Origin of the sequence: Cetobacterium sp. 2G large (assembly GCF_014250655.1) — a bacterium.
In the GTDB taxonomy this organism is placed as follows: Bacteria; Fusobacteriota; Fusobacteriia; order Fusobacteriales; family Fusobacteriaceae; genus Cetobacterium_A; species Cetobacterium_A somerae.
Genome location: NZ_JACHTH010000005.1, coordinates 203,984 through 227,920, shown reverse-complemented (window position 1 = coordinate 227,920; position 23,937 = coordinate 203,984). Strand labels below are relative to the sequence as shown.

General features: G+C 28.4%; 23 protein-coding genes. All 23 read right to left on the bottom strand.

Annotation, left to right across the window (positions count from 1 at the left end; genetic code table 11):
- Nucleotides 1-10 precede the first annotated feature (10 nt).
- Nucleotides 11-1,321 (bottom strand): tRNA (N6-isopentenyl adenosine(37)-C2)-methylthiotransferase MiaB, encoded by a 1,311-nt coding sequence (gene miaB / locus H5J23_RS03880; RefSeq protein ID WP_185891026.1) that lies wholly within the window; start codon nt 1,319-1,321, stop codon nt 11-13.
- Nucleotides 1,322-1,417: 96 nt separating this feature from the next.
- The gene (locus H5J23_RS03875) at nt 1,418-2,071 is read right to left on the bottom strand and encodes an N-glycosylase/DNA lyase (RefSeq protein WP_023051207.1); all 654 of its coding nucleotides are present in this window, start codon (nt 2,069-2,071) and stop codon (nt 1,418-1,420) included.
- Between the two features lie 111 nt (nt 2,072-2,182).
- The gene (locus H5J23_RS03870; RefSeq protein ID WP_023051208.1) at nt 2,183-3,943 is read right to left on the bottom strand and encodes a hypothetical protein; all 1,761 of its coding nucleotides are present in this window, start codon (nt 3,941-3,943) and stop codon (nt 2,183-2,185) included.
- Nucleotides 3,944-3,951: 8 nt separating this feature from the next.
- Nucleotides 3,952-6,684 (bottom strand): DEAD/DEAH box helicase, encoded by a 2,733-nt coding sequence (locus H5J23_RS03865; protein WP_040407578.1) that lies wholly within the window; start codon nt 6,682-6,684, stop codon nt 3,952-3,954.
- Nucleotides 6,685-6,796: 112 nt separating this feature from the next.
- A complete protein-coding gene (locus tag H5J23_RS03860; RefSeq protein WP_023051210.1) occupies nt 6,797-7,003 on the bottom strand; it encodes a DUF1858 domain-containing protein in 207 nt (68 codons plus the stop codon).
- Nucleotides 7,004-7,069: 66 nt separating this feature from the next.
- Complete coding sequence (locus tag H5J23_RS03855; RefSeq protein WP_023051211.1) at nt 7,070-8,026, bottom strand: SIS domain-containing protein; 957 nt, start codon at nt 8,024-8,026, stop codon at nt 7,070-7,072.
- A gap of 1 nt (nt 8,027) precedes the next feature.
- Nucleotides 8,028-8,864: a 3-deoxy-8-phosphooctulonate synthase gene (kdsA, locus tag H5J23_RS03850; protein ID WP_051364178.1), complete on the bottom strand. Its 837-nt coding sequence runs from the start codon at nt 8,862-8,864 to the stop codon at nt 8,028-8,030.
- 6 nt (nt 8,865-8,870) lie between these two features.
- Nucleotides 8,871-10,271 (bottom strand): UDP-N-acetylmuramoyl-L-alanyl-D-glutamate--2,6-diaminopimelate ligase, encoded by a 1,401-nt coding sequence (locus H5J23_RS03845; RefSeq protein WP_040407580.1) that lies wholly within the window; start codon nt 10,269-10,271, stop codon nt 8,871-8,873.
- A gap of 109 nt (nt 10,272-10,380) precedes the next feature.
- Nucleotides 10,381-10,773, bottom strand: coding sequence for a hypothetical protein (locus H5J23_RS03840; protein ID WP_185891024.1), 393 nt, complete (start codon nt 10,771-10,773; stop codon nt 10,381-10,383).
- A gap of 70 nt (nt 10,774-10,843) precedes the next feature.
- Nucleotides 10,844-11,512 carry a uracil-DNA glycosylase gene (locus tag H5J23_RS03835; RefSeq protein WP_185891022.1) on the bottom strand — a complete coding sequence of 223 codons (669 nt, stop codon included), beginning with the start codon at nt 11,510-11,512 and terminating at the stop codon, nt 10,844-10,846.
- A gap of 13 nt (nt 11,513-11,525) precedes the next feature.
- A complete protein-coding gene (locus H5J23_RS03830) occupies nt 11,526-13,298 on the bottom strand; it encodes a TIGR03960 family B12-binding radical SAM protein (RefSeq protein WP_185891021.1) in 1,773 nt (590 codons plus the stop codon).
- A gap of 10 nt (nt 13,299-13,308) precedes the next feature.
- Nucleotides 13,309-13,728 (bottom strand): HD domain-containing protein, encoded by a 420-nt coding sequence (locus tag H5J23_RS03825; protein WP_023051217.1) that lies wholly within the window; start codon nt 13,726-13,728, stop codon nt 13,309-13,311.
- Nucleotides 13,729-14,580, bottom strand: a complete 852-nt coding sequence (locus H5J23_RS03820) for a KH domain-containing protein (RefSeq protein ID WP_185891019.1) — start codon at nt 14,578-14,580, stop codon at nt 13,729-13,731.
- Complete coding sequence (locus tag H5J23_RS03815) at nt 14,580-15,179, bottom strand: thymidine kinase (RefSeq protein ID WP_023051219.1); 600 nt, start codon at nt 15,177-15,179, stop codon at nt 14,580-14,582. The genes H5J23_RS03820 and H5J23_RS03815 overlap by 1 nt, the downstream gene beginning before the upstream one ends.
- A gap of 127 nt (nt 15,180-15,306) precedes the next feature.
- The gene (era, locus tag H5J23_RS03810; protein WP_185891017.1) at nt 15,307-16,200 is read right to left on the bottom strand and encodes a GTPase Era; all 894 of its coding nucleotides are present in this window, start codon (nt 16,198-16,200) and stop codon (nt 15,307-15,309) included.
- 2 nt (nt 16,201-16,202) lie between these two features.
- Nucleotides 16,203-16,994: a tyrosine-type recombinase/integrase gene (locus tag H5J23_RS03805; protein ID WP_023051221.1), complete on the bottom strand. Its 792-nt coding sequence runs from the start codon at nt 16,992-16,994 to the stop codon at nt 16,203-16,205.
- Nucleotides 16,994-18,655, bottom strand: a complete 1,662-nt coding sequence (recN, locus tag H5J23_RS03800; protein WP_185891015.1) for a DNA repair protein RecN — start codon at nt 18,653-18,655, stop codon at nt 16,994-16,996. Before recN ends, H5J23_RS03805 begins: the two co-directional genes overlap by 1 nt.
- Nucleotides 18,649-19,446: an NAD(+)/NADH kinase gene (locus H5J23_RS03795; RefSeq protein ID WP_023051223.1), complete on the bottom strand. Its 798-nt coding sequence runs from the start codon at nt 19,444-19,446 to the stop codon at nt 18,649-18,651. The genes recN and H5J23_RS03795 overlap by 7 nt, the downstream gene beginning before the upstream one ends.
- Nucleotides 19,447-19,456: 10 nt before the next feature.
- Nucleotides 19,457-20,545 carry a murein hydrolase activator EnvC gene (locus tag H5J23_RS03790; protein WP_023051224.1) on the bottom strand — a complete coding sequence of 363 codons (1,089 nt, stop codon included), beginning with the start codon at nt 20,543-20,545 and terminating at the stop codon, nt 19,457-19,459.
- A 2-nt stretch (nt 20,546-20,547) separates the two neighbouring features.
- On the bottom strand, nt 20,548-21,345 hold the full coding sequence (locus tag H5J23_RS03785; RefSeq protein ID WP_185891013.1) for an ABC transporter permease: 798 nt from the start codon (nt 21,343-21,345) through the stop codon (nt 20,548-20,550).
- 59 nt (nt 21,346-21,404) lie between these two features.
- Nucleotides 21,405-22,331 carry a transketolase family protein gene (locus tag H5J23_RS03780; RefSeq protein ID WP_040407586.1) on the bottom strand — a complete coding sequence of 309 codons (927 nt, stop codon included), beginning with the start codon at nt 22,329-22,331 and terminating at the stop codon, nt 21,405-21,407.
- A 17-nt stretch (nt 22,332-22,348) separates the two neighbouring features.
- Entirely contained in the window at nt 22,349-23,176 is an 828-nt protein-coding gene (locus H5J23_RS03775; protein ID WP_185891011.1) for a transketolase, read from the bottom strand.
- Between the two features lie 96 nt (nt 23,177-23,272).
- The gene (locus tag H5J23_RS03770; protein WP_023051228.1) at nt 23,273-23,881 is read right to left on the bottom strand and encodes a hypothetical protein; all 609 of its coding nucleotides are present in this window, start codon (nt 23,879-23,881) and stop codon (nt 23,273-23,275) included.
- Nucleotides 23,882-23,937: the final 56 nt, after the last annotated feature.

Below are 23,937 nucleotides of genomic sequence, written 5' to 3'. Positions count from 1 at the left end.
TCCAAGGTTACTAGTCTACTATCTCTCCGTATAGCGACCATGTTTTACACTCATTTATTTTTACATTAACAAATGTTCCTTCTAACTCTTTATCTCCTGCAAACAAAACAACTTTATTAGTTGATGTTCTTCCTGTTAGAACTTCTTCATTTTTTCTGCTTGGCCCTTCAACTAAAACTCTTTCTACTTTTCCTTTATAGCTATCACTTGCTTCTTTTGATTTTCTATTTTGTAAATCTATTAGTCTTTGAAGTCTTTCTTTCTTCACTTCTTGATCTAATTGACCATCCATTTTTGCTGCAGCTGTACCTTTTCTAGGTGAATACATAAACATAAATGAAGTTTCAAATCCAATTTTATCTACAACATCTAAAGTATCTAAGAAATCTTCCTCTGTTTCATGTGGGAATCCTACTATTATATCCGCTGTTAATGCTACTCCTGGAATTTTTGATTTTATTTTTTCAGCTAACTCTATATACTGCTCTTTAGTATATTTTCTATTCATTAACTTAAGTATTCTTGATGACCCTGACTGTAGTGGTAAATGTAAACATCTTGCAACTTTCTCGTTTCTAGCTATAACATCAATTACATCATCTCCAAAATCTTTTGGATGTGGTGAAACAAATCTAACTAAAAATTCTCCATCTATTTTACAAATTTCCTCTAATAATACTGCAAAATTCTCTCCAGTTTCTAAGTCATTTCCATATGAGTTTACATTTTGACCTAGCAACATAATTTCTTTATATCCTTTTTCCACAAAAACTTTAACTTCATCTAAAATTTGAGGCATTGGAACAGATCTTTCTCTTCCTCTTACGTAAGGAACTATACAATAAGTACAGAAATTATTACATCCATATGTTATTGGAATTGATGCTGTTTTTTTAGAATCAAACTCTGCATCTAATCTTGGTGGTAAGTCATCTTCATCACCTGTATAAATAACATGTTTAAAATCTCCTGATTCTATTTTCTCAATTGCTGTTGGAATTTTTCCAATATTTTGATTTCCCATTACAATATCTATTACTGGGAATTTTTTAGCTAACTCTTCTCCTTGCTCTTGAGCAAAACAACCTGTTATTCCTATGATTGTTCCTCTCTCCTCTTTAACAGCCATTAACTCTCCAAGTTTTCCATAAATTTGAGTAGCTGCTCCCTCTCTTACTGTACAAGTATTTAAAAATACTGCATCTGCTTCTGATACATCTTCAATTACATTATATCCCATATTTTGTAAGATACTCTTTATTTTTGCACTTTCGTTGACATTCATTTGACAACCGTATGTTATTATTACTGCATTTTTCAATTTTTTTCCTCCAAATTTTTAACAAATTACTACCTAAACATGTTAAAAATTATACCATAGTAGTACAACTTTTATCAATAATTCTTTAGCTAAACATTATTTAAATATATCTTTAGCTTCTAAATACCATAATAATAAATCTATATTCTCCATAGGAATATCTATCTCTTTACAATATTCTTTTAATTTCTCCTCTATCTCTTTGTATAACTTAGGAGTCACTGTTTTAGGAACTTCTTTTATCACATCTAAAGCCGCTAGATTTTTTAAAATATGTCTATCTAAAATTGCTAATTCTTGACCAAAACCAACATTTCTTAAAAAATGACTAGCTTCTTTATATGACATTCCTCTTATATTTTTTACAATCCACTCTCTCATTTCAAATGCTGAATTAAATGTTGAAAAAAAATCTTTTGTTATAAATTTCCCATTCTCATCTGTCATTTGCTTTCTAAGTATATAAAGATTTTTAGCTTTAGTCCTATTAAAACGAACAATATTTAAAAATGGAAGCATCTCCTCTTCACTTCCTGTAAATAAAAGCTTATTATCTCTTAACTCACTTATTGCTTTCCATGCATTTCTAGCTTTAGATTGTGGAGTTAAAATACAAAAAGCCAATTCACAAAAGATATCTTTATTGTCTCCATCTCTCCATATTTTTCTATACTCATCTAATCTTTCTTCTATTCTACTTCTTATATTTTCATATATTTTTTGTACTTCATAAAAATAGGCATTCTTCATAAAACATACCTCCTAAAATTATTCGTACTTTAATTTTACCACATTTTTACAACTCTTTACATCTGTTTTTAAAAAAATAGGATAAAGCTATTTTTAGCTTTATCCTATTTTTTATAAGTTCACAAAGTATCCATATTCTTTAAATAAACCTGATACTTCGTCTAAATTTTCCTTTTTTACCATTATGTGAAGATCTTCACCTTTTAAGATTAATGGTTTGAATCTTTTATCCTTTGTTATTGCTGATAATAACTCTTTATCGTTTTTTAGTTTTAAAACTTTATAATCAGGAACATGTGTAATTAACTCTGTTTTTTCAATAACATCTCCAAAAAATCTATTCCAATTCATTGGTAAATCATTAGTTATTTTTTCTTTAAACTCTTGTATCTTACCATGGACCTCATTTAAATTTTCCAAACCTTTTGTCAAAGTCTCTTCAGATATTTTAAATTTATTTGGTGCTATTTTATTACCAAGTTTTTCTAAAGTCATCATTCTAAGAGGACTTTCACCTATAACAGTAACAATTAATCTATCCTCATCTAAAACAATTTTTCCTTCATCCTCTAAAACTTTAAAATCATATGTTAACACTCTATCAAATATATATCTACCTAATTCTGTAAATTTAACATACTTTATTCCATCATATTTACTTAAATATCCATTTTTTAAATATAATGAATTTGCTGATGATGGTTTTTCATAGCAAATCTCTAAAACTCCCAATGATGCTAAAATAAAAAATACTGATTTTACAAATGGTTCAACAACATAGGCTAAATACTTATCATATCCTACTATTTTTGTTCTCTCATAGTTTGCTTCATTAATATATAATGTTGCAAAAGCTGATTCTAAATCGATTATTTCTATAAACTCATCTCTATAAAGTATACTTTTTATTATATTATCTATAGACACAAATCCATCATCTGGAAATTCTGATAAAATTTTACTTATTGTTGCTAATCCTCTTTTTATTTCATCATTCGATTTACCCACATTTTTTATACCCTTTAAATAATTTAAATAAAGGCTTATATATGTATTATCTTCGCTTTTTATGATGCTTCCATCTAAAAATCCTTTTACTATAGCTTTCAAGTTGCTTGATCTTATAAATTCATCATTTAAATATTCATCTTTAAAAAGAAACAAAAATAATCCCATTGTTTCTGTTTTTAAAAACTCTAAATCTTTTATTCCTTCATAATACTCATGAATATTGCAATATTTTTTCATATTATTTTTTGATTCTTTTAATAGCTTTCCACTACTTGAAAGTTGCATTTTTCCATCTTTAAAGAAAGAATAATACTTTCTTAAATTTTCTTGTATTTTTTCTTCGTTATTCTCTCTAAATTCACAATCACAATTTCCAACTTTATAAATATAATACTCTTTTGGCTTATTCATAAATTGTCTCATAACTCTTACTATGTCATTGTTTAACGTTAAGTATTCTCCTCTTTTTGTATCTCCGTTTTTAGTAAAAAATAGGAACTCATCTTTTAACTCTGATTTTATATTGTACCCTTCCTCATCTTTTAAATAAATATCCCTATCTTTTATTTTAAATTTACCTTTCCAAGCTATACATTCAAATATCTCTTGAACTTCTTTTGGTAATGAAGAAAAAATACCTTTAAATACCTCTTCTTTTGAATACATTTGTTCCATCAGTTCTAAAAATGTTTGTTTATTTGTAGATTCTGATATTAAAGAAATTTCAAATAATCCTAAATTACTTCCAATGTACCCTTCAGCTATCCAATCTAAGAAATATCTTTTAAAGATTTTAAAAAGAATCTCTTTTGAATAGCTTTCATTTAAAGCTTTTCTAAATCTATCTCTACTTATTCCCATACCATCTCCTATTCTCCAAGAATAAACTCTATATCTTTCTCAGTTAAAGTTTTTAAAGTCGCTCCCTCATCAGAAATTAAATTATCTAATAGCTGACTTTTACTTTCTTGTAATTTTAATATTTTTTCTTCGATTGTATCTTTTAATATTAGTTTGTAAGAGAATACTGTTCTATCTTGCCCTAGTCTATAAGCTCTATCTACAGCTTGATTCTCTACAGTTTTGTTCCACCAAGGATCATAAATAAATATAGTATCCGCTGCTGTTAAATTAAGTCCTACTCCACCAGTTTTTAATGTCATTACAAAAACTTTATATTTTTTATCTTTTTGGAATAAATTTACTAGACCTTGTCTATCTTTAGTTGCTCCTGTCATCTCTAAATACTTTATTCCTCTTTTTCTTAAATCAGATGTTATGCTTTCAATACTTTTTATATAATTTGTAAATATAAGAACCTTATGTCCATTTTCTACTGCATCTTGAACATTATTTATAAGTACCTCTCTTTTACTAGAAAGTACATTAGGATTTTTCATCTCTGGACAACTAGTTAATTGTCTCAGTTCATTTAAAGCTTGGAGTATATAAAACTGTGTTTTTCCTAATCCTTGAGTTTTTATTTGACTATTTATCATGCCATAATAATATGCTCTTCTTTCTTCATATAATCTTTTTTGTTCTGGATTCATTCCTATAAATAGTGTCTTTTCAATTTTATCAGGAAGGTCTTTTAAAACTTCTTTTTTCACTCTTCTTAATATAAATGGATATATTTTCTTTTTTAGCTCCTCTATTGCTTCTTTATCATTTTCTTTCTGAATTGGGTTAGCATAGTGGTAATTAAATTCATCTAAAGTTCCAAACATCGATGGATTTAAAAATCTAAATAAAGAGTATAACTCTCCTAAATTATTTTCGATAGGAGTACCACTTAAGGCTAATCTGTATTTCGAATCTAATAACATAACTGCTTTTGTTGTTTGAGCATTTACATTTTTTATATTCTGAGACTCATCTAAAACTATTAAATCAAATTTCATCTCTTTTAAATATTCAATATCATTTCTTACAGTACCATAAGTTGTTATAATTACTTCTACATTATTAAAAATTGTTTTATCTCTAAAGTTTCCATAATATATTCCACATTTTAAATCTGGGCTAAATTTTCTTATCTCACTTTCCCAGTTATATATCAAACTTTTAGGCATAATTATCAATGTTTTTCTTTTAGGAGTTAAATGTAAGCTTGTTATTAAAGTTATTGCTTGTAATGTTTTTCCAAGACCCATATCATCTGCTAAACATCCACCTAAACTATTATCCATTAGATATCTTAACCACTTATAACCATACTCTTGATACTCTCTAAGAGTTGCATTTATTGATGGTGTTGGTGCATTGTAATTTTCTATTTGATTGATACCTCTATAAAAACTTTTAGTCTTTTTAATTTCATTTGCCAATACTTTATCTTCAATTAAATCATCTATAATTGGTAAATCAAAGAAAGAAATTTTTACATTTGATTTTCCATTATCTTTAAATACTCTCTCTAATTTTTCCATATATTTTCTATTAATAAGTGCATTTGTTCCATCACTTAAAACAATATACGAGTCTTTTTTAAAGCTATTTAAAACGTCTACTATTGAGAACTTTTCTCCTTCAATCTCTAAATGAACATCACCTTCTAAAAAGTCTATTCCATGTTTAAAGTTTCCTACAACTTTTGGTTTTACAGCTTTTACACTATATTTTTTTAAGTTATCTGTTCCTACAACTTTATACTTACCTGCTAATTGTAGAAGCTCTTGTGTTACAAATTCTCTAGCTAATTTTTCTTGTAAAATAATGAAGTTTCCATCTACATAAAAACTTGATTTTATTTTTAAGTTCTTTTGATGTTTTACAATATTTTTAACAATCTCTTCCACTGTTTCATCTAAATAAGCTGCTTCGACCTTTGTTATTTCAACTCTTTTTAAATCATCTTTTATAACTAAAGCTCTATCTAGATTATGCGCTTTTAAAAATTCATAATCAATTGTTGAAATTGATGCTCCTATTTTTAAATATAAACTGTTATCTTGAGATATTTTTTCTATTATTAATTCTTGAACTGGTTTTAAATTACCATCCTCTACAACTTCATAGTCTAAACATTCAATTTCTATTCCACTACCAAAAGATGATGCTAATGTTAAATATTTTTCTAATTCTGGTTTTGAAAACTTAGACTCCATCTCTTTTAAAATATGTATAGTATCTTTTGGAAGATCTATCCAATAAAGTGTATCCTCACTTAAAACATAGTTATCTGAAACTATTCTAAAATCTTTTTCACCATTTAGAAGAAGTTTTCCTTCACATAAATCAAAATCATCTTCTACAAAATTAATTTTCAATACTATTTTATTTCCACTCAAAACCCATTTAATTGGATTCATATCCCCTGTAACTACTTTTTTACTGCTTTTTAGATAATCTAAAATCTCTATATTTTCATCTATATATAGCTCATTTTTTTCATTATCCCACCCAGAGAAAAAGCTATCTTCTTTTATCTCTTGAATTAAATCAATAATTTTCAAATCATTTTCATCACTAATCTCATATTCTGCTGTATTTTCTACTATATCCCCATTACTGTCTACTAAAGAAACATATGTTCCTACTTCGTCACAAGTTAAAGTAAAAAATAGTGACTCATTTATTTTTTTTAAATTAGATTCCATACCCTTTTCCCTCATATATAAATTTTTTCTGAAATATATTATATCAAATTTTCTAAGGGTTAGCAAGAAATTAAAAAAGGACTCTATTAATTAGAGTCCTTTTACTTAATTATTACTTAGCTTCTGATTCTTTTATTAAGATGTTCATCTCTTCGATTAATGCATCTGCGTCTAATCCGTGAGCAGCAATTCCTTCTCCTAAAGTTTCTCCAGCTGCTACCATACATCCTACACACCCTAATCCATGCTTTTTAAATACCATTGAAATTACTGGATGCTTTTGAACTGCTTCTAAAATATTCATATCTTTAGTTACCATTTTTACTCCTCCTACTTTTTCTTTATATTACTTTTTTATTATATAAAACTTTACTTTTTTTGTCAACTATTTTCCTATTACATTTAATAAGTCATGAATTCTAACAACTCCAACAATCTGTTTATCTGATAAAACAGGTAATACAGATATTTGACTCTCTCTATTCTCCATAAGATCTAAAGCATCTAACGCCATTATATTTTCAGTGGCATAAGTATAATTTCTAGTCATTATATCCTCAGCTTTTAAAGTAAAAAATTTATCCTTCATCTTTAGAGCTCTTCTAATATCCCCTTCTGTTATAATTCCTAAAAGTTCATCATTTTCAACAATACAAACTACTCCTAATCTTTTTTTAGTCATTGTCATTATTACTGTATCCATATCACTTGTTAATTGAGCTATTGGTAAATCCTTATGCATCACATCTCTTACTTTCATAAGTAATCTTCTTCCTAAGCTTCCTCCTGGATGATAAACAGCAAAATTTTCAGGCTTAAAGTTTCTTGCAGTTATTAATACTGTCGCTAATGCATCTCCCATAACTAAAGTACTTGTTGTAGAAGACATCGGAGCTAAATTCAATGGACATCCCTCTTTTTCAACACCTATGTCCAATATAGCATCAGCTTCTTTTCCAAGTCTTGAATTAGAATTACCAGTCATAGCTATTAATGTTGCACCAATTTTTTTTATTGATGGAATAATTGAAATCACTTCATCACTATTTCCACTATTAGATATTGCTATTACTATGTCATTTTTATTTATCATTCCTAAGTCTCCATGAAGACCCTCTGCTGAATTCATAAAAACAGCTAACGTTCCTGTTGATGCTAGCGTTGCTGCTATTTTTTTCCCTATAATCCCTGATTTTCCAATACCTGTTATTACAACTTTCCCTTTAGAGTTTAGTATTAAATTTACAACGATTTCTAACGAGTCTGATATTTTATCTTTTACTTTCTCTAGCTCACAAATCTCTTTATCAAATAAATCTTGTGCTATTTTTTTTATATCCATACTATCTTCCTTTTACTAAATCATCTATTTTTACAGCTACTTTCAATATCTCCTCTAAATCTGATAAGAATAACATATTTGGACCATCTGATTTAGCATTTGTTGGATCTGGATGAACTTCTGCAAATATTGCATCTATACCAATTGCTAATCCTGCTCTCATTAAAGGAAATACAAACTCTCTATCTCCTGATGTTGCAGTTCCTAATCCACCTGGCTTTTGAACTGCATGAGTCACATCAAATACAACTGGATATCCAAACTTTCTCATCTCTCCAAACCCTCTCATGTCTACAACCATATTGTTATATCCAAAAGTTGATCCTCTCTCACAAAGCATTATATTTGGATTATTCATTTCTTCCATTTTTACAACTACATTTTTCATGTCCCAAGGAGCTAAAAATTGTCCTTTTTTAATATTTACTGGTAATCCTGTTTCTGCTGCTGCTATCAGTAAATCTGTTTGTCTACATAAAAATGCTGGAATTTGAATTATATCTACAACTTTAGCAACCTCTTTACATTGCCAAGCTTCGTGGACATCTGTCACTACTGGTATATTAAATCTCTCTTTTACTTTTTTTAGTATCTCTAACCCTTTTTCAATTCCTGGTCCTCTATATGAATGTATAGAAGATCTATTTGCTTTATCAAAAGATGCTTTAAATACATAGTTAATTCCTAATCTATCACAGATATCTTTTACTTTTTCAGCTACTTCCATAACTAACTCTTCTGACTCTATTACACATGGACCAGCTATTAAAGTAAATCTATTGTCTCCACCAATTTCAAATTTATTCGCTATTTTAACTTTTTTTACTTCTTGAACTATTTTCAATTATTTCACCTCTTCTAATTCTTTTATTGCTTCTATGGCAATCTCTCTATCGTCAAAGTGTATCTTTGTCGTTCCTAAAATTTGATAAGTTTCATGCCCTTTACCTGCTATCAGTATTATATCATCTTTTTCAGCTTTTAAAACTGCTTTTTTTATTGCTTCTTTCCTATCAATTTCCACTATATAATTTTTATTTTTAAATCCTTTCACTATATCATCTATTATTTTATTAGGATCTTCTGTTCTTGGATTATCCGAAGTTACAATTACTAAATCACTATATCTCTCACTAACCTCTGCCATTACAGGTCTTTTTATTCTATCTCTATCTCCACCACAGCCAAATACAGTTATTATTTTACCATTAGTTTTTAAATCAGTAACCCCTTGTAAAATATTTTCTAATGCATCTCCTGTATGAGCATAATCTACAACTACTTTAAATTCTTGTCCTGCTAAAACTGGTTCAAATCTACCAGGAGCCCCCTTTATTTCTCTCGCTCTTTCTTTTATTACATCTAGATTTATATTTAATATTTTTCCAACTCCAATTGCTGCTAATAAATTGTACATATTAAACTTTCCTAGCAATGTTGGATTTATCTCTTTTATCAACTCAAGGTCTAAATCAGCTTTTTCTTTTAAAGAGTATGTCATTCCTCCAAACTCCTTATATATTCTTCTACCATATTTGTCATCTATATTGATTACACCATTTTTTGAATCTTTTAACTTTTCAAAAAGTATTTTTTTAGCATTAAAATAGTCTTCCATATCTTTATGATAATCTAAATGCTCTGGTGTTAAATTAGTAAAAACAGCTACATCAAAATCTAGCATATCTACTCTTCCACTTGTTAATCCATGAGAACTAACTTCCATCACCAAATATTCTAATCCTTTATCCACTGATTTTTTACACATTTTTATAATATCTAAAGACTCTGGAGTTGTATTGGGAGCTTCTATTATCTCATCTCCAATTTTATATTCTACAGTCCCTATTCTAGCGACCTTACTTTCTCCTAAAATTTGCTCTATTAAATAGGTTGTTGTTGTTTTTCCATTTGTTCCTGTTACACCAATTATTTTTAACTCTTTTTCTGGATTTTTATAAAAATTAGATGCAATTTTTCCTAATTTCCCTCTTAAATCTTCTACTAAAAAATATCCTATTCCATCTTTTAGTTCTGTTAATTTTTCTGATATAATTATTGCTGATGCTCCATTTTCAATAGCTTTATCGATAAATTTATGTCCATCTACTAAAGCTCCTTTTAACGCAATAAATATATCTCCTTGCTTTATCTTTCTCGAATCATACTCTAAGTTTCCATTATATATATCTTTTTCTGCAAATTTTAATATTTTATAATCTACACCTTTAAATAATCTCTCCATATTCATCCCTCGCTATATATTATTCAACTTATTATAACACTTTTCAAAAAAAAACAATATATACTTAAAGTAAAAAACAGAGGAAAAAAATCCTCTGTTTTCATATCTATTATTTAGCTGGAGTATAAACTCCTGAATTTAAAGCATTTTTTATTGCTGCTCTTACTTTTGTAGCTCTTACTGTAGCTCCTGCACTTTCAATATCTCCTGGAGCGTATAACGTCTCTATTCCTTCATTAATATTTTTTCCTGTTATAGCTTTTAATAAAGCCTCATATTGATCTTTATTTTTTGTTAAATCTTTATTTTTTAAATAATTTTGCTCTTTATAGAATAGTGTTCTAAATTTTGGATTTTCAATCTTATCATCTTTTAAATCAAATTGAATTTCTACTTGAGTTTCTTGTCCTGAAACAAATACTCCTCTATAAGTTCCGTTTCTATATTCCGCTCCATAAGCTACCGCACCAATTATTGTTAATAACATTAAAAATTTTTTCATATTCCCTCCTCAACCCGTTTTTAATCTATTTTAAACTATTAAAGTATATTTTGTCAATTAATTTTGATTATCAAATAATATCCCATGTTATAGTTTTGTGACCTTTTTCTTTTAGTATACTATTTATAGTTTTAAAGTGACCACATCCAAAAAATCCTCTACTTGCTGATAATGGACTTGGATGAACACCTTCAAGAATTATATGATTTGGATTTGTAATATATTTCTTTTTATCTTTAGCATTATTACCCCAAAGAACAAATATTACTTGCTCTTTTTTTTCATTAACTTTTTTTATAACTTCATCTGTAAATGTAGTCCAACCTATTTTGCTATGAGAATTAGCTTCACCTTCTCTTACAGTTAAACTAGCATTTAGAAGGAATATTCCTTGTTTAGCCCAACTTTCTAAACATCCACTATTAAAGGTTTCTCCCTCTCCTTCATTAACTATCTCTTTATATATATTTCTCAAAGATGGAGGTAATGAGACTCCTTTTTTTACTGAAAAGGCTAATCCATGAGCTTGTCCTGCACCATGGTATGGATCTTGTCCTAATATAACTATTTTTACATCTTTATAGGGTGTTAACTGAAAAGCTGTAAAAATCTCTTTATTTGGTGGATATACTGTTTTTTCTGAATATTCATGTTTTAAAAAATCTTTCATTTTTACAAAATATTCTTTTTCAACTTCTTCTTTTAATATTTCATCCCAGTCATTTCCTATTTTTAACATATAAATCTCCCAATTACTTTTTATCTAAAGTTAATGATCCACACTCTTTAATATATTTTTTCATTCCACAAGCTGAGCATTGCTCTCTACAATCAACTGTTAAAGCTTGTTTCTCACTTTTTTCTAGTTCTCTTATGTAAAACTCTTTACTAACTCCTGTGTCTACAAGGTCCCATGGAAGAACGGCATCTAAATCTCTTGCACCTAAATAATCTTTTTCAGATATATTCAACTCTTCCATTGCTTCTTTCCAAATAGAGAAATTATCTTTGTAGTCATCTAGTTTTGCACCAATTTTGAATGCTGTTTCTATTAAATCAGCTGTTCTTTCATTCCCTCTTGAAAGGAAACCTTCTAAATAAGATTTTTTAGGTGGATGCATTCTTAACGTTGCTCCCTTCATCCCTCTAAAAGCATCCCTTAACATCCCTTGCTTTCTTTCTGTCTCCTCAACACTCATCTGCTCATGCCATTGATAAGGAGTATGAGGTTTTGGTACAAAATTTGAGACACTTGCTGTTATGTTAACTCTTCTTCTTATTGTTCTACATCTATATGTAACCCTTTTCACTAGCTCATATATCGCCATAACATCTTCATCTGTTTCAAATGGTAATCCTATCATAAAGTAAAACTTTAAATTATCCCAACCAGCTTTTACTGCTGCTTCTGCTGTTTCTATAATTTGTTCCTCTGTTACTCCTTTATTAATAACATCCCTCATTTTCTGGCTTCCAGCTTCTGGAGCAAATGTAAACCCAGTTCTTTTTCCACCACTAATATTTACAGCTACATCTACAGAATGAGTGTTCATTCTAAGAGATGGTAGTGAAATTGCTAAATTTTTATTCTCATATTTTTTTTGTAAACCATCTATTAAAGAGCTTATTCCTGTATAATCACTACTACTTAAAGATGATAATGATATTTCAGAATAACCTGTATTGAAAAGCATATCCTCTATTAATTCCATATTTTTCTCAAGACTTCTTTCTCTTACAGGTCTATAAACATACCCTGCTTGACAAAATCTACATCCTCTAGTGCATCCTCTTTGAATCTCCACTGAAGCTCTGTCGTGAACTATTTGAATATATGGTACTAATTGCTCAGAATATGATGGTGTATTATCTATATCTTGAACTATTGCTCTTTTTATTCTTTTTACACCTTTATGTAATTTAGGAATATAAACTCCTTCAAAATCTTTTATAGCTTCAAGTTTTTCAGCCTTTGTTTTTCCTGCAAGAGCAACCAATGTTTGAGCTAACTTTGTCATAGTTTCTTCTCCATCACCAATTACAAAGAAATCTAAAAATTTCTCCATAGGAGTTGGATTCATCATACATGTTCCACCTGCCATTATAAGAGGATGCTCTTCTCCTCTTTCATCAGCATGCAATGGGATGTTGGCCAAGTCTAAGGCATTTAAAACATTTGGATAACACATCTCATATGATAATGAAAAACCAACAACATCAAAATCTTTTAACTCTGTTTTTGTCTCTAAAGAAAACATTGGAATATTATTTTGTCTCATTAAAGTTTCCATGTCTTCCATTGGAGCAAATCCTCTTTCTAAGTAAAAATTATCAACTTTATTCATAATTGCATAAAGTAATTTTATTCCTAAATTAGACATTCCCACTTCATAAATATCTGGAAAGAATAAACACATTCTAGCCTTTACTGAATCTAAATCTTTATGAAAACTATTTATTTCATTTCCTAAATATTGAGCTGGTTTTTCTACTGACATTAAATATTTACCTATATCTACTCTCATATCTCTCCTTTTATTCATCATCAATTTTTTGAAAAATTTTCATTTCATTTTCCACATCAACTTTATGATGATCTCTACATAATTTTGCTACATCTATATTGATATCTTTTAATATTTCAAAAGCATTTTCAGAATGTTTTTCTAGCTTTTTATCTCCAATTAAAACTTTTTTTATTCTTTTTAAAAGACCTGTATTACCTTTTCCACAATCATGTAGTAATGCTAATTTTAAATAATTTTTATTATTTTCTAAAATTTTATTTTCACTACATTTTTTATAAACTAAAAATGAATGCACTTTATCGTACTCTCTCATCTTACTAAAAACCTTATATTCTTCTGCTGAAAGCACCTTTTTTATCTCTTCTTCATTTTTTTTATTAAATTTCAAAAATATATATCTATATACTTGCTTTAGTCTAGAAAGCATTTAAATCTCCCTTATTACTATATTTCCAAGTTCTTTTCTTAAGGATTTTATATTTGAAGCATTTTTTCCTATTACTTCTCCTTTTTTTTCCTTTTTTACATATAATATTGTAATTTCATCATCAATTGTTTTCTCTATTTTTTCAACTCCAGATATTTTAAGATTATCACATGATAGTATCATCTTATTCATTAACTCTTCTTTTAGATACACATTTTCTAAAGTTAAAAATTTTCCTGGAAAAGTTTCAACTTCTCCAGTTAAAATATACCCTCCCATATTTCTAACTTGTTTAGGCATAAATGAATTTCCTATAAATTTTAATACTCCTTTTTCATAGGTAACTTTAACTGTTCTCTCATGTTCTTTTAGTTCTAATCCTTTCTTATCTGTAAATTTACTTACATCATAAGTTCCACTTATTTCTAAAAGAGTTTTTTCTATATCTTCTATTGATCTTTTAACTCTTTTTTTAGGATATCTATAAATATACTCTCTCTTTTCCACATATTCTGGAAAAGATAAATTTGGAAAAGTCTTTTGTACTTTTCTTATAAAAATAGACTCCTTCATTTTTTCGTTAAATTTAAATATTATTTCACTTAAATCACCAGTAAAATTACTACTTACATATAAAAGATTTCTTTCAGCAGAAACTTTAGCATCTGTTCTTCCACCCTGTTGAATTCCTTTTGCCCAAGTAAATCCTAGCTCATTCATTACTTTTCTAAATTCACCTTTTACAGTTACTTTTCCTGCCATTTCATCAAAAGAATGAAATTTTTCTCCATTATAAAAAACTGTAAATATATATCCCCACTTATCAGTTTTTTCAATACCTCTAAAATTCATTACTCTCCTCTTTTTCTAACAATATGGCATCTTCTACATCTTGCTTCATAGCTTTCACTAGCTCCAACTAATACAATAGGATCATCCTCATATGCTGGCTCTCCATCAACTAATCTTTGAGTTCTTGACGCTGGATTACCACAACAAGCACAAATAGCATTAAATTTATCTACATATTCAGCTTTTGCCATTAGTCTATCCATTGGTTTGAATGGTTCTCCTCTAAAATCTTGATCTAATCCAGCTACAACAACTCTTTTTCCTTGATCTGCCAGTTCTTCACAAAATTCAGCTACATCCTCACCAAAAAACTGAACCTCATCTATTCCTATAACCTTTACATCTTTATATTCTTTTTCTATTATCTCTCTCATCTCTTCTACTGTTGAAGCTGGTACAGCCTCGATAAAAGCCTGACTATGAGAAGCTACTTTTGTATCATCATATCTATCATCACTTGAATGTTTAAAAACTAAAATTTTCTGATTTGCATATTTTGATCTTCTCATTCTTCTAATTAACTCTTCACTTTTTCCTGAAAACATACTTCCAGTTACAACTTCTATCCAACCCATTCCTTCTGTTAATAATAAATGCATTGTATTTTTTCCTCCATCACCAACTATTTTTTATCTATTTTCTATTATAACATAATTAACACATCAAAACAAATCTATAAATCTCTTCAAAATAAAAAAGTAGCCCTGATAGCTACTTTTAATTTATCTATTTTTCGTCTACATATCCTAATTCTTTTAAGAATGGTTTTTTCTTTCTCCAGTCATCTTTTACTTTTACCCAAAGTTCTAAGTATATTTGAATTCCTAATAGACTTTCTATCTCTTTTCTAGCTTCAATTCCAATCTCTTTTAGCATTTTACCTTGTTTTCCAATTATAATACCCTTTTGAGAGTCTCTTTCTACATAAATATTTATATCAAATTTATCTTTTCCATTATCTCTTCTAGTTACATTTATAATTTCAATAGCTACAGAGTGAGGAATTTCATCTCTTGTTCTTTCTAATATTTTTTCTCTAACAACTTCTGTTATTATTCTATATGTAGGCATATCTGTATACATATCATCTGGATAATATTTTATTCCATCTTCTAAAAATGGATCTAGCGCTTCTAGTAATTTAGGAACACCTATTGCGTATTGTCCTGCAATCTCTACAACAGCGTCAAAATCACCTAATTTTTCTGCTATTTCCTCTCTTTTTTTCACTAACTCTTCATCAGTTATTTTATCTATTTTATTAACTATAAGTATTCTTGGTGTTTTTTTTGCTTCTTTTACTTTTTCCCATACAAATAAATCACCAGTACTAATCTCTTGAGAAGCATCAATAACCATAGCTATAACATCTACATCTCTCAATACTCTTAAAGCACTATTTGTCATATGTTCACCTAACAAATGTTTTGGCTTATGTATTCCTGGAGTATCTACAAATATGTATTGATTCCCATTAAAATTTAAAATACCTTTTATTGTATCTCTTGTTGTTCCTGCCTTATCAGAAACAATAGCAACTTTTTCATTTACAAGTTTATTTATTAATGTAGATTTTCCTACGTTTGGTCTACCTACAACTGCTATAAATCCAGCTTTCACTTTTAATCATCTCCTATTCCTATTTTAAAATACTTCTCTTTTAAATCTAAAAAAAACTGCTCTTCATTAGTTTCATCATTACATTTTACCATAGTTTTCAAAGTATTTCTCAACATATTTGGAGTTATCTCTCTCTTAATACCGCATTTCTTTCCTAATGAGATAAATCTAGCTCTAAATGATTGTCTACTAAATCCATAAAACACAAGATTACTACTACCACCAGCTAAGTATGTTCGAGTTTCTTTTATATAGTTTTCAAGTTCTTTTGAAAGTTCATCAGATATTCCTATCCTCTCTCCTTTTTCATCATTAAATATAATTTTATATGAAACTAACTCTAAATCTGATACCTTTATTTTTAGAATGTCATTAATGGATAAATTAGTTTCTACTAAAAGTTTTATAAGTAATTTATCCCTTGTACCTTTGTAATCTTTTCCACAAACATCTAAAATATTATTAATTTCCCATAACTCTAAAGTTTCTAACTCTTTTTCTGGAGCTTTTTCAATTATTATTCCTTCTGAAGGATTATCATTTATAAATCTTTTTTCTAAAAGATATTTATAAAATGTTTTAATTGTACTTACCTTTCTTATTATAGAATTTGGTTGATAATTATATTTTAAAAACTCCACATACTTTAAAATATCTTCTGTTTTTATATCTAAAAGATCTTTTTCTATAAAATTTTCAAAATCTTTTATATCACCATGATATAAATCAAGAGTTTCTTTTTTTAAACTTTTTGAATCTGCTTTATATTTAATAAAATTTTCTAATAGCTTCATTATGCATCACCTAATAGTTCTTTAGCATGTTCTATTACTGCTTCAGATATATTTTTTCCTGCTAACATTCTAGCAATCTCTTTGACTCTTTCATCCTCGTCCAACTCTTTTACCTGTGTTATAGTTTTATTATCTAAAAGTTTTTTTTCTATATAAAATTGTTGAGTTGCCTTTGCAGCTATAGCAGGTGAGTGAGTTATACTCATAACTTGTGTTGTTTCTCCTATCTCTTGAAGTTTATTCGCTATCTTTCTAACAGTTTCACCACCTACACCCGTATCAATCTCATCAAAAATTAATATTGGAATATTGTCCACTTTAGAAAAAATAACTTTTATGGCTAACATTATTCTACTAACTTCTCCACCTGAAGCTACTTTCCATAGAGGCTTTAGCCCTTGTCCAACATTTGTTGATATCATAAACTCCACTTGGTCTATTCCACTTAAAGTCATTGATGTTGATTCTTCAAATTCAATTTTAAAGTTTGCATCTCCCATATTTAGACCTTTTAATTCATCTTGGAGATTTTCTTCAATGATTTTAGCCTTTAATTTTCTTATATCACTTAACTTTTTAGCTAAAGTATAGTATTTTGTTTTAGCTTCGTCTCTATCTTTTTCTAATTTTTTTACTTGAAAACTATTTTCATCCAATAATTGAAGTTTTTCATCGATTTTTTCTCTGTATTGAAGTATCGTACTAATGTCATCTCCATATTTTGATTTTAAACGATTTATTGCGTCAAGTCTTGAAATAACTTTTTCTAGTCTCATATCATCTGCTTCTATATCATCATTTAAATCTCTAATAGAGTCCACACAATCTTGTAAATCATAATAAACTCTCTCTAACCGTTCTAAATTCTCTTGAAATTCTTTTCCATACTTTGAGATTGTCTCTAAATTTTTTCTGCTATTATAAATTATATTTAAAGCATTTTTTTCTCCATCTTTTAATATATTCTCTGTTAATGATAGCTTTTCCTTTATTTTTCCTGCATGAAAAAGTTTTTTATACTCTTCTTCAAGTTTTTCGTCTTCTCCATCCTTCAAATTCACCTTGTCAATTTCTTGAAGCTGAAACTCATAAAATTCCTTTTTTTCAAGAGTTTCTCTTTTGTTTTTTTCCACATCTTGAATTCTTCTCTCTAAACTTGAATATTCATTATAAATAACTTCTAATTGTTTTTTTATAGCAATTCCATCATCACCTAAAAATCTGTCTAAAAGTCTTAGATGGTTGCTTTTATTTAAAAGCATTTGATGAGAATGTTGTCCTACAATATCAACTAAAGTTCCCATTATCTCTTTCAAACTAGACATTGGTACTCTTATGTTATTTACAAAAGCTTTTCCTTTTCCATTCTTATCTATATGTCTTCTTACAATAACTTCATTATCTTCAGCTTCTATACCTAACTCTTTTAATTCAGCTTCTTGTTCCTCATTAACTGCAAATACACCCTGTGCTAAGAGATATTCCTCTCCATCTCTTACCATATCAGCACTGGCTTTTTCTCCTATTAAAAGATTTATTCCACTTAAAATTATTGATTTCCCTGCTCCAGTTTCTCCAGTTAAAACAATCAATCCATTTTTAAACTCTAAATCTACTTTTTCTATTATAGCTAAATTTTCAATTTTCAACTCTTTTAACATAGATTATCTCCCCACTTTAACTTATCTCTCAAAATCCCATAGTAATCTCTATTTTCTGGTAAAATAAGATTTATTTTTTCTTGAGAATAATATACCAATATATGCTCTTCATCTTCTATCTCTCTCTCAATTTCACCATCTACTATTATACAACCTTTTTGCCCGGGTTTTAAAGTTAATATTAACCTTTCATCGCCACTTATTATTATAGGTCTTGTTGCCAAATTATGAGGAGCTAAAGGAGTTACAACTATTGCCTTTATTTGCGGCATAACTATTGGTCCACCAGCTGAAAGAGAGTACGCCGTAGACCCTGTTGGTGTTGCAACTATTATTCCATCTGCCTTATAATCACATATTTTAGTATTTTCTGTGTTCATAGATATATTTAAAATTTTTGAGCTAGCCATTTTTTTAGAAATAACAATCTCATTTAACACATCTATTTTTTCTCCTTTTATAACTATCTCTAAAAGCTGTCTACTCTCTTTTCTTACTATTCCTTTTAAATAATTAATAAAAGTAGGTTCAAACTCATCTATTTTTATTTCTGTTAAAAAGCCTAAAGAACCTGCATTAATTGCAAAGATATCTATATTTTTATTTTTTATTAGCGTTTTAGAAGCTCTAAGTAGAGTTCCATCTCCTCCTATAACAACAGCAAATTTTGCTTCTAATACATGAGTTTCAGGAACTATCTCTATATCATTTTTCAAAAAAAACTCTGTTAGTTGATGATATAGTTTTACTGCTTCTTTTTTATCTTCATTGTAAATTATAGTTCCTTTCATTATTCCTCCCTTAAAATAGATTTTCTGGATTTATTGGCTTCAAGTTAAATCTTACCTCATAGTAAAGATTTGCTTTACTATCAGTATTTAGACCTAAAACTCCAATATCTTGTCCTCTTTGGACTTGCTGATTTAATTTTACTCCAACAGCAATTAAGTTTCCATATACACCAATTGTATTATATCCATAATCTACCATAACCACATTGTTAAGTCCTTGAAATTTATCAGCATAAATTACTTTTCCACTTGTTGCAGCTTTAACTCTAGTTCCCATTTTTCCTGCTATTTCGATACCATTACTAACAACTTCACCATTCTTCTTTTCCCTAAATTTTACAACTATAGTTCCTGAAATAGGTCTTTGAAATTTTCCAAGTTTAAGCACGGCTGTATCTAATTTTACATTTTTAGTTGTTACACTTCTTGCCTTTATAATTCTTTCAATTTCTTTTTCTATGTTTTTCTTCTGAATCTCTAACTTACTTATTGTTTTTACATGAGTAGTTTTTTCTTGATTCAATCTAGTTATCAATCTATTTTTTTCTTGTTTTTTTACCTCAATCGATCTTCTATTAGAATCTAATTTTCTTTTAAGTATTGTTAACTTTTGTCTATCATTCTCAATATTCTTTTTTACTTGTTCTATTGAAGTTTGAACATTTTTTATATGTTCCATGCTTTCTAAATCTCCATATAAAAGTCTTGAGAAACTTCTTTTTGCTATACTTCTATCCTTTGTATTACTTTCTAAACTAGATTTTCTAGTTACCTCTATCATCTTAGCTTTATACTCTGATTTTTTTCTATCTAATGCTTTACTACTTACATTTAAATTTAATCCACCATATTCAATATTTCTATTAACTATTTTTATCTCTTCTTGAAGTTTTTCTGCTTCTTTTTCTATATCTTTAATTTCTGAGTTTATATTTTCAATCTGTTTTGCAATACTTATTTTTTCAGAGTCTATATGTTCAATCCTACTGTTTTTTTGCTTTATTTCGCTCTCTATTTTTTTCATTTTATTTTTTAAATTATCTACACTATCTCCAAATATAAAAGTTGAACAAATAAAAAAAATCATTATTCCTTTCATAATTAAACCTCATCTTTTTTTAGCTTACCTGTTGATTTCCAAGCTAAAAACAGAAGTATTAATGTTGCTACAATTTCAATTACTATAATTTGTTTAAAACTTTGAAGTATTAATGTTGATAAAATTTGCTGATATTTCTCTCTAAGAATAACGTATATATTAAAAAATATCATACCTCCAACTAAAGCACTTCCAAAAAATGGTATTAAATTTTTATTTCTAGCTACAGAAAAATTTTTCCTATTTTGAGGAGCTTTTATTGCAAAAATCATATAATCTCTAATTATAACGCCTCTTAAAATAGTTGTTATTGGATAATACATTCCTAGTGATAACGCCAAACAAATAAATAATGACATATTTGCAGCACTAATTTTTCTTTGAGTATTTTGCAAAAATTGACTATCTATATATATCTCTCTTACCATCGGATTTACATCTAGCAACTCTTGGATGGCATGAAGTTTTTTTTCATCTTTAAAATATACAATTATTGAATTCGGTAGTGGATTTTCGCTTTTAGGTATAACTATTTCCAATTCTTTTTGTAAATTTCTAAAAGCTTCCTCTTTTGATAAAAATCTTGTTCCCTTAACATTTTCATTTTCTATAAGAAACTTTTCAAACTCTTGTAGTTTCTCTTTTGAGTTATCATTTTGTAACTCAATAGTAAAAAAATAATCACTCTTTAATATTTTCCCAATAAAGTAGCTATTAGAAGATAATGAAATAAATATATTAAATATAATAAAACTTAATGTCAATGCTATAAATGTTCTTGCCCCTTTTCTTCTTTCCATCTCTTCTCCCTAATTAAAATATAGAGGCCAGTTTAACTCGCCTCTATACTATATATTTTCTATAAGTTTTCTTTTATCACTGATATTAATTTCGTTGCCGTTAATTCATACTTTTCTAATAATTCTTCAGCTTTTCCACTTTGACCAAACACATCATAGATTCCAACTTTTTTAACTAATGTTGGATGCGTCTCTGATAAGAACTCTGATACTGCTGATCCAAGTCCACCTATTACAGAATGTTCTTCAGCTGTTACAATAAATTTTGTTTCTTGAGCAGCTTTTAGAACTGTCTCTCCATCTAAAGGTTTTATTGTTCCTACATTTATTACTCTTACTGAAACTCCTTCAGCTTGTAGCTTTTCTGCTGCTTCTAAAGCTCTTGCTGTCATAAGTCCTGTTGCTAATATTGTAACATCAGTTCCTTCTTTTATAGTATTTGCTACCCCTATTTGAAAATCATATGAATCATCAAATAATACTGGCACATCTAATCTTCCCATTCTTATATATACTGGTCCATTATACTCTGCTGCTGCAAATATCATTTTTTTAGTTTCTGTAGCATCTGCTGGTGATAATACTACCATTCCCGGAATGCTTCTCATTAAAGAGATATCTTCAACTGATTGGTGCGATCCTCCATCTTCTCCTACTGAAATTCCTGCATGCGTTGGAGCTATTTTTACATTTAACTTTGGATAAGCTACTGTATTTCTTATTTGCTCAAATGCTCTTCCTGCTGCAAACATCGCAAAAGTAGAAGCGAATGGTATTTTTCCACATGTAGCAAGTCCAGCTGCTGTTCCAATTAAATCTGCTTCAGCTATTCCAACGTTTATATGTCTTTCTGGGAATGCCTCTTGAAATAGATTTGTTTTTGTTGATTTTGTTAAGTCTGCATCTAAAACAACTATATTATTATTTTGTCTTCCAAGCTCTACTAATGCTTCTCCGTAAGCCTGTCTTGTAGATTTTTTCATTATTTCATCCTCCGAATTTATTATATCTCTGATACTTTCTCTAGCTCTGCTATTGCTCTTTCTGTCTCTTCACAAGTTGGAGCAACTCCATGGAATCCACAAACATTTTCCATAAATGATACTCCTTTACCTTTTACAGTTTTAGCAATAATTACTGTCGGTTGCCCTTTTGTTTCTCTCGCTTTATCTAAAGCATCAAATATCTCTTGGAAGTTATGTCCATCAATTATAATTACATTCCATCCAAAAGCTTCCCATTTTTTATCTAGAGGCTCTACACCCATAATTTTATCTACATTTCCATCTATTTGAAGATTGTTTGAGTCAACGAAAGCACATATTGAATCAAGCTTAAAGTGTGCTGCTGACATTGCCGCTTCCCATACTTGTCCCTCTTGTAACTCTCCATCTCCCATTAAAACATAAGTTCTATAGTTTTCTCCTGAGATTCTAGCTGATAATGCCATTCCATTAGCTACAGATAACCCTTGTCCTAAAGAACCTGTTGATATCTCTATACCTGGAAGTTTTTTCATATCTGGATGACCTTGTAAAGGTGATCCGTAAGCTCTTAAAGTTCCTAAAAGTTCTCTATCAAAGTATCCTCTTTCAGCTAAAGCAGAGTAAAGTACTGGAGCCGCATGTCCTTTTGATAAAACAAATCTGTCTCTTCCCTCCATTTTTGGGTTCTTAGGGTCAATATTCATTTCTGAAAAATATAGTGCAGTTACTATATCTGCAGCAGATAGTGATCCTCCTGGATGACCTGATTTTGATTTACAAATCATTTGAACAATGTCTTTTCTAATTTTAGTAGCTTGTTCTACTAAAAAGTTAATGTCTCTCATTTTTTCTCCTCTCAATCCTTTTATTTAGTTAAATTATATTAAAAATTAACTTCTTTTGTCAAGTTAAGGTCCAGGATTTCTATAAATTTTCATGTACTAAAATAGGATTTTAACTTTTTCAAATATTAAGTGTACAATAAAAGTGATAGAATTGCTTATTTCATCATATTTTACTGCACTTAAAAATACACAAACTCCTGCAAAAAAGGTAAATGGTCTAAAAAATTTTTCTTCTTTTTTTATATTTTTTACAATTGTGTACACTCCTAATAAAGTCAAAATCAAAACTTCAATATAAGTTTGGGAATATTTTATTGATAAAAAAATACAATATATTCCTGTTAAAAAAATAAATCCCTTACTTCCTTTTACGCCTAAACATATTCTACAATATGGAAAATATATTAATGCTCCCCTTGACCATCCCTTTGGAAAAAAGTCAAAAATCATATGCAATCCCAATGCTAATGCAAAACCCATTATTGAAAATCTAAAAACTTCAACATCTTTTTGAGTATTGTAAAAATATATCATTATCCAAAGCATTATTGGACTATGAGTTAAAATATTTCTATGCTTTATCTTCAATTTAAAATCCCAATCGGGAAATTTTAATCCTATTAAAAAAGACATCCAAATTAATATCAGTCCTATGAAACTCATAGATTCAAAAACTTCGATAACTTTTGTAAAATCTATTATCATGCAATATCCTTTCTATTTTTTCATATTATATCATATTTTTTTAAATGAAAAAATAA

Coding starts and splice junctions, on each gene's coding strand:
- H5J23_RS03785 (WP_185891013.1), bottom strand. CDS start 21,345: ATGGAAAGAAGAAAAGGGGCAAGAACATTTATAGCATTGACATTAAGT.
- H5J23_RS03775 (WP_185891011.1), bottom strand. CDS start 23,176: ATGAGAGACATTAACTTTTTAGTAGAACAAGCTACTAAAATTAGAAAA.
- H5J23_RS03830 (WP_185891021.1), bottom strand. CDS start 13,298: ATGAGAGTAGATATAGGTAAATATTTAATGTCAGTAGAAAAACCAGCT.
- H5J23_RS03875 (WP_023051207.1), bottom strand. CDS start 2,071: ATGAAGAATGCCTATTTTTATGAAGTACAAAAAATATATGAAAATATA.
- H5J23_RS03855 (WP_023051211.1), bottom strand. CDS start 8,026: ATGGATATAAAAAAAATAGCACAAGATTTATTTGATAAAGAGATTTGT.
- H5J23_RS03860 (WP_023051210.1), bottom strand. CDS start 7,003: ATGGTAACTAAAGATATGAATATTTTAGAAGCAGTTCAAAAGCATCCA.
- H5J23_RS03805 (WP_023051221.1), bottom strand. CDS start 16,994: ATGAAGCTATTAGAAAATTTTATTAAATATAAAGCAGATTCAAAAAGT.
- H5J23_RS03795 (WP_023051223.1), bottom strand. CDS start 19,446: ATGAAAGGAACTATAATTTACAATGAAGATAAAAAAGAAGCAGTAAAA.
- H5J23_RS03835 (WP_185891022.1), bottom strand. CDS start 11,512: ATGTTAAAAATAGGAAATGACTGGGATGAAATATTAAAAGAAGAAGTT.
- H5J23_RS03820 (WP_185891019.1), bottom strand. CDS start 14,580: ATGAATTTTAGAGGTATTGAAAAAACTGATAAGTGGGGATATATATTT.
- H5J23_RS03790 (WP_023051224.1), bottom strand. CDS start 20,545: ATGAAAGGAATAATGATTTTTTTTATTTGTTCAACTTTTATATTTGGA.
- H5J23_RS03825 (WP_023051217.1), bottom strand. CDS start 13,728: ATGCTTTCTAGACTAAAGCAAGTATATAGATATATATTTTTGAAATTT.
- H5J23_RS03865 (WP_040407578.1), bottom strand. CDS start 6,684: ATGGAATCTAATTTAAAAAAAATAAATGAGTCACTATTTTTTACTTTA.
- H5J23_RS03840 (WP_185891024.1), bottom strand. CDS start 10,773: ATGAAAAAATTTTTAATGTTATTAACAATAATTGGTGCGGTAGCTTAT.
- H5J23_RS03770 (WP_023051228.1), bottom strand. CDS start 23,881: ATGATAATAGATTTTACAAAAGTTATCGAAGTTTTTGAATCTATGAGT.
- recN (WP_185891015.1), bottom strand. CDS start 18,655: ATGTTAAAAGAGTTGAAAATTGAAAATTTAGCTATAATAGAAAAAGTA.
- H5J23_RS03870 (WP_023051208.1), bottom strand. CDS start 3,943: ATGGGAATAAGTAGAGATAGATTTAGAAAAGCTTTAAATGAAAGCTAT.
- H5J23_RS03815 (WP_023051219.1), bottom strand. CDS start 15,179: ATGCATTTATTATTAACAGAAGGAATGGGTTGGATAGAAGTTGTAACT.
- H5J23_RS03845 (WP_040407580.1), bottom strand. CDS start 10,271: ATGGAGAGATTATTTAAAGGTGTAGATTATAAAATATTAAAATTTGCA.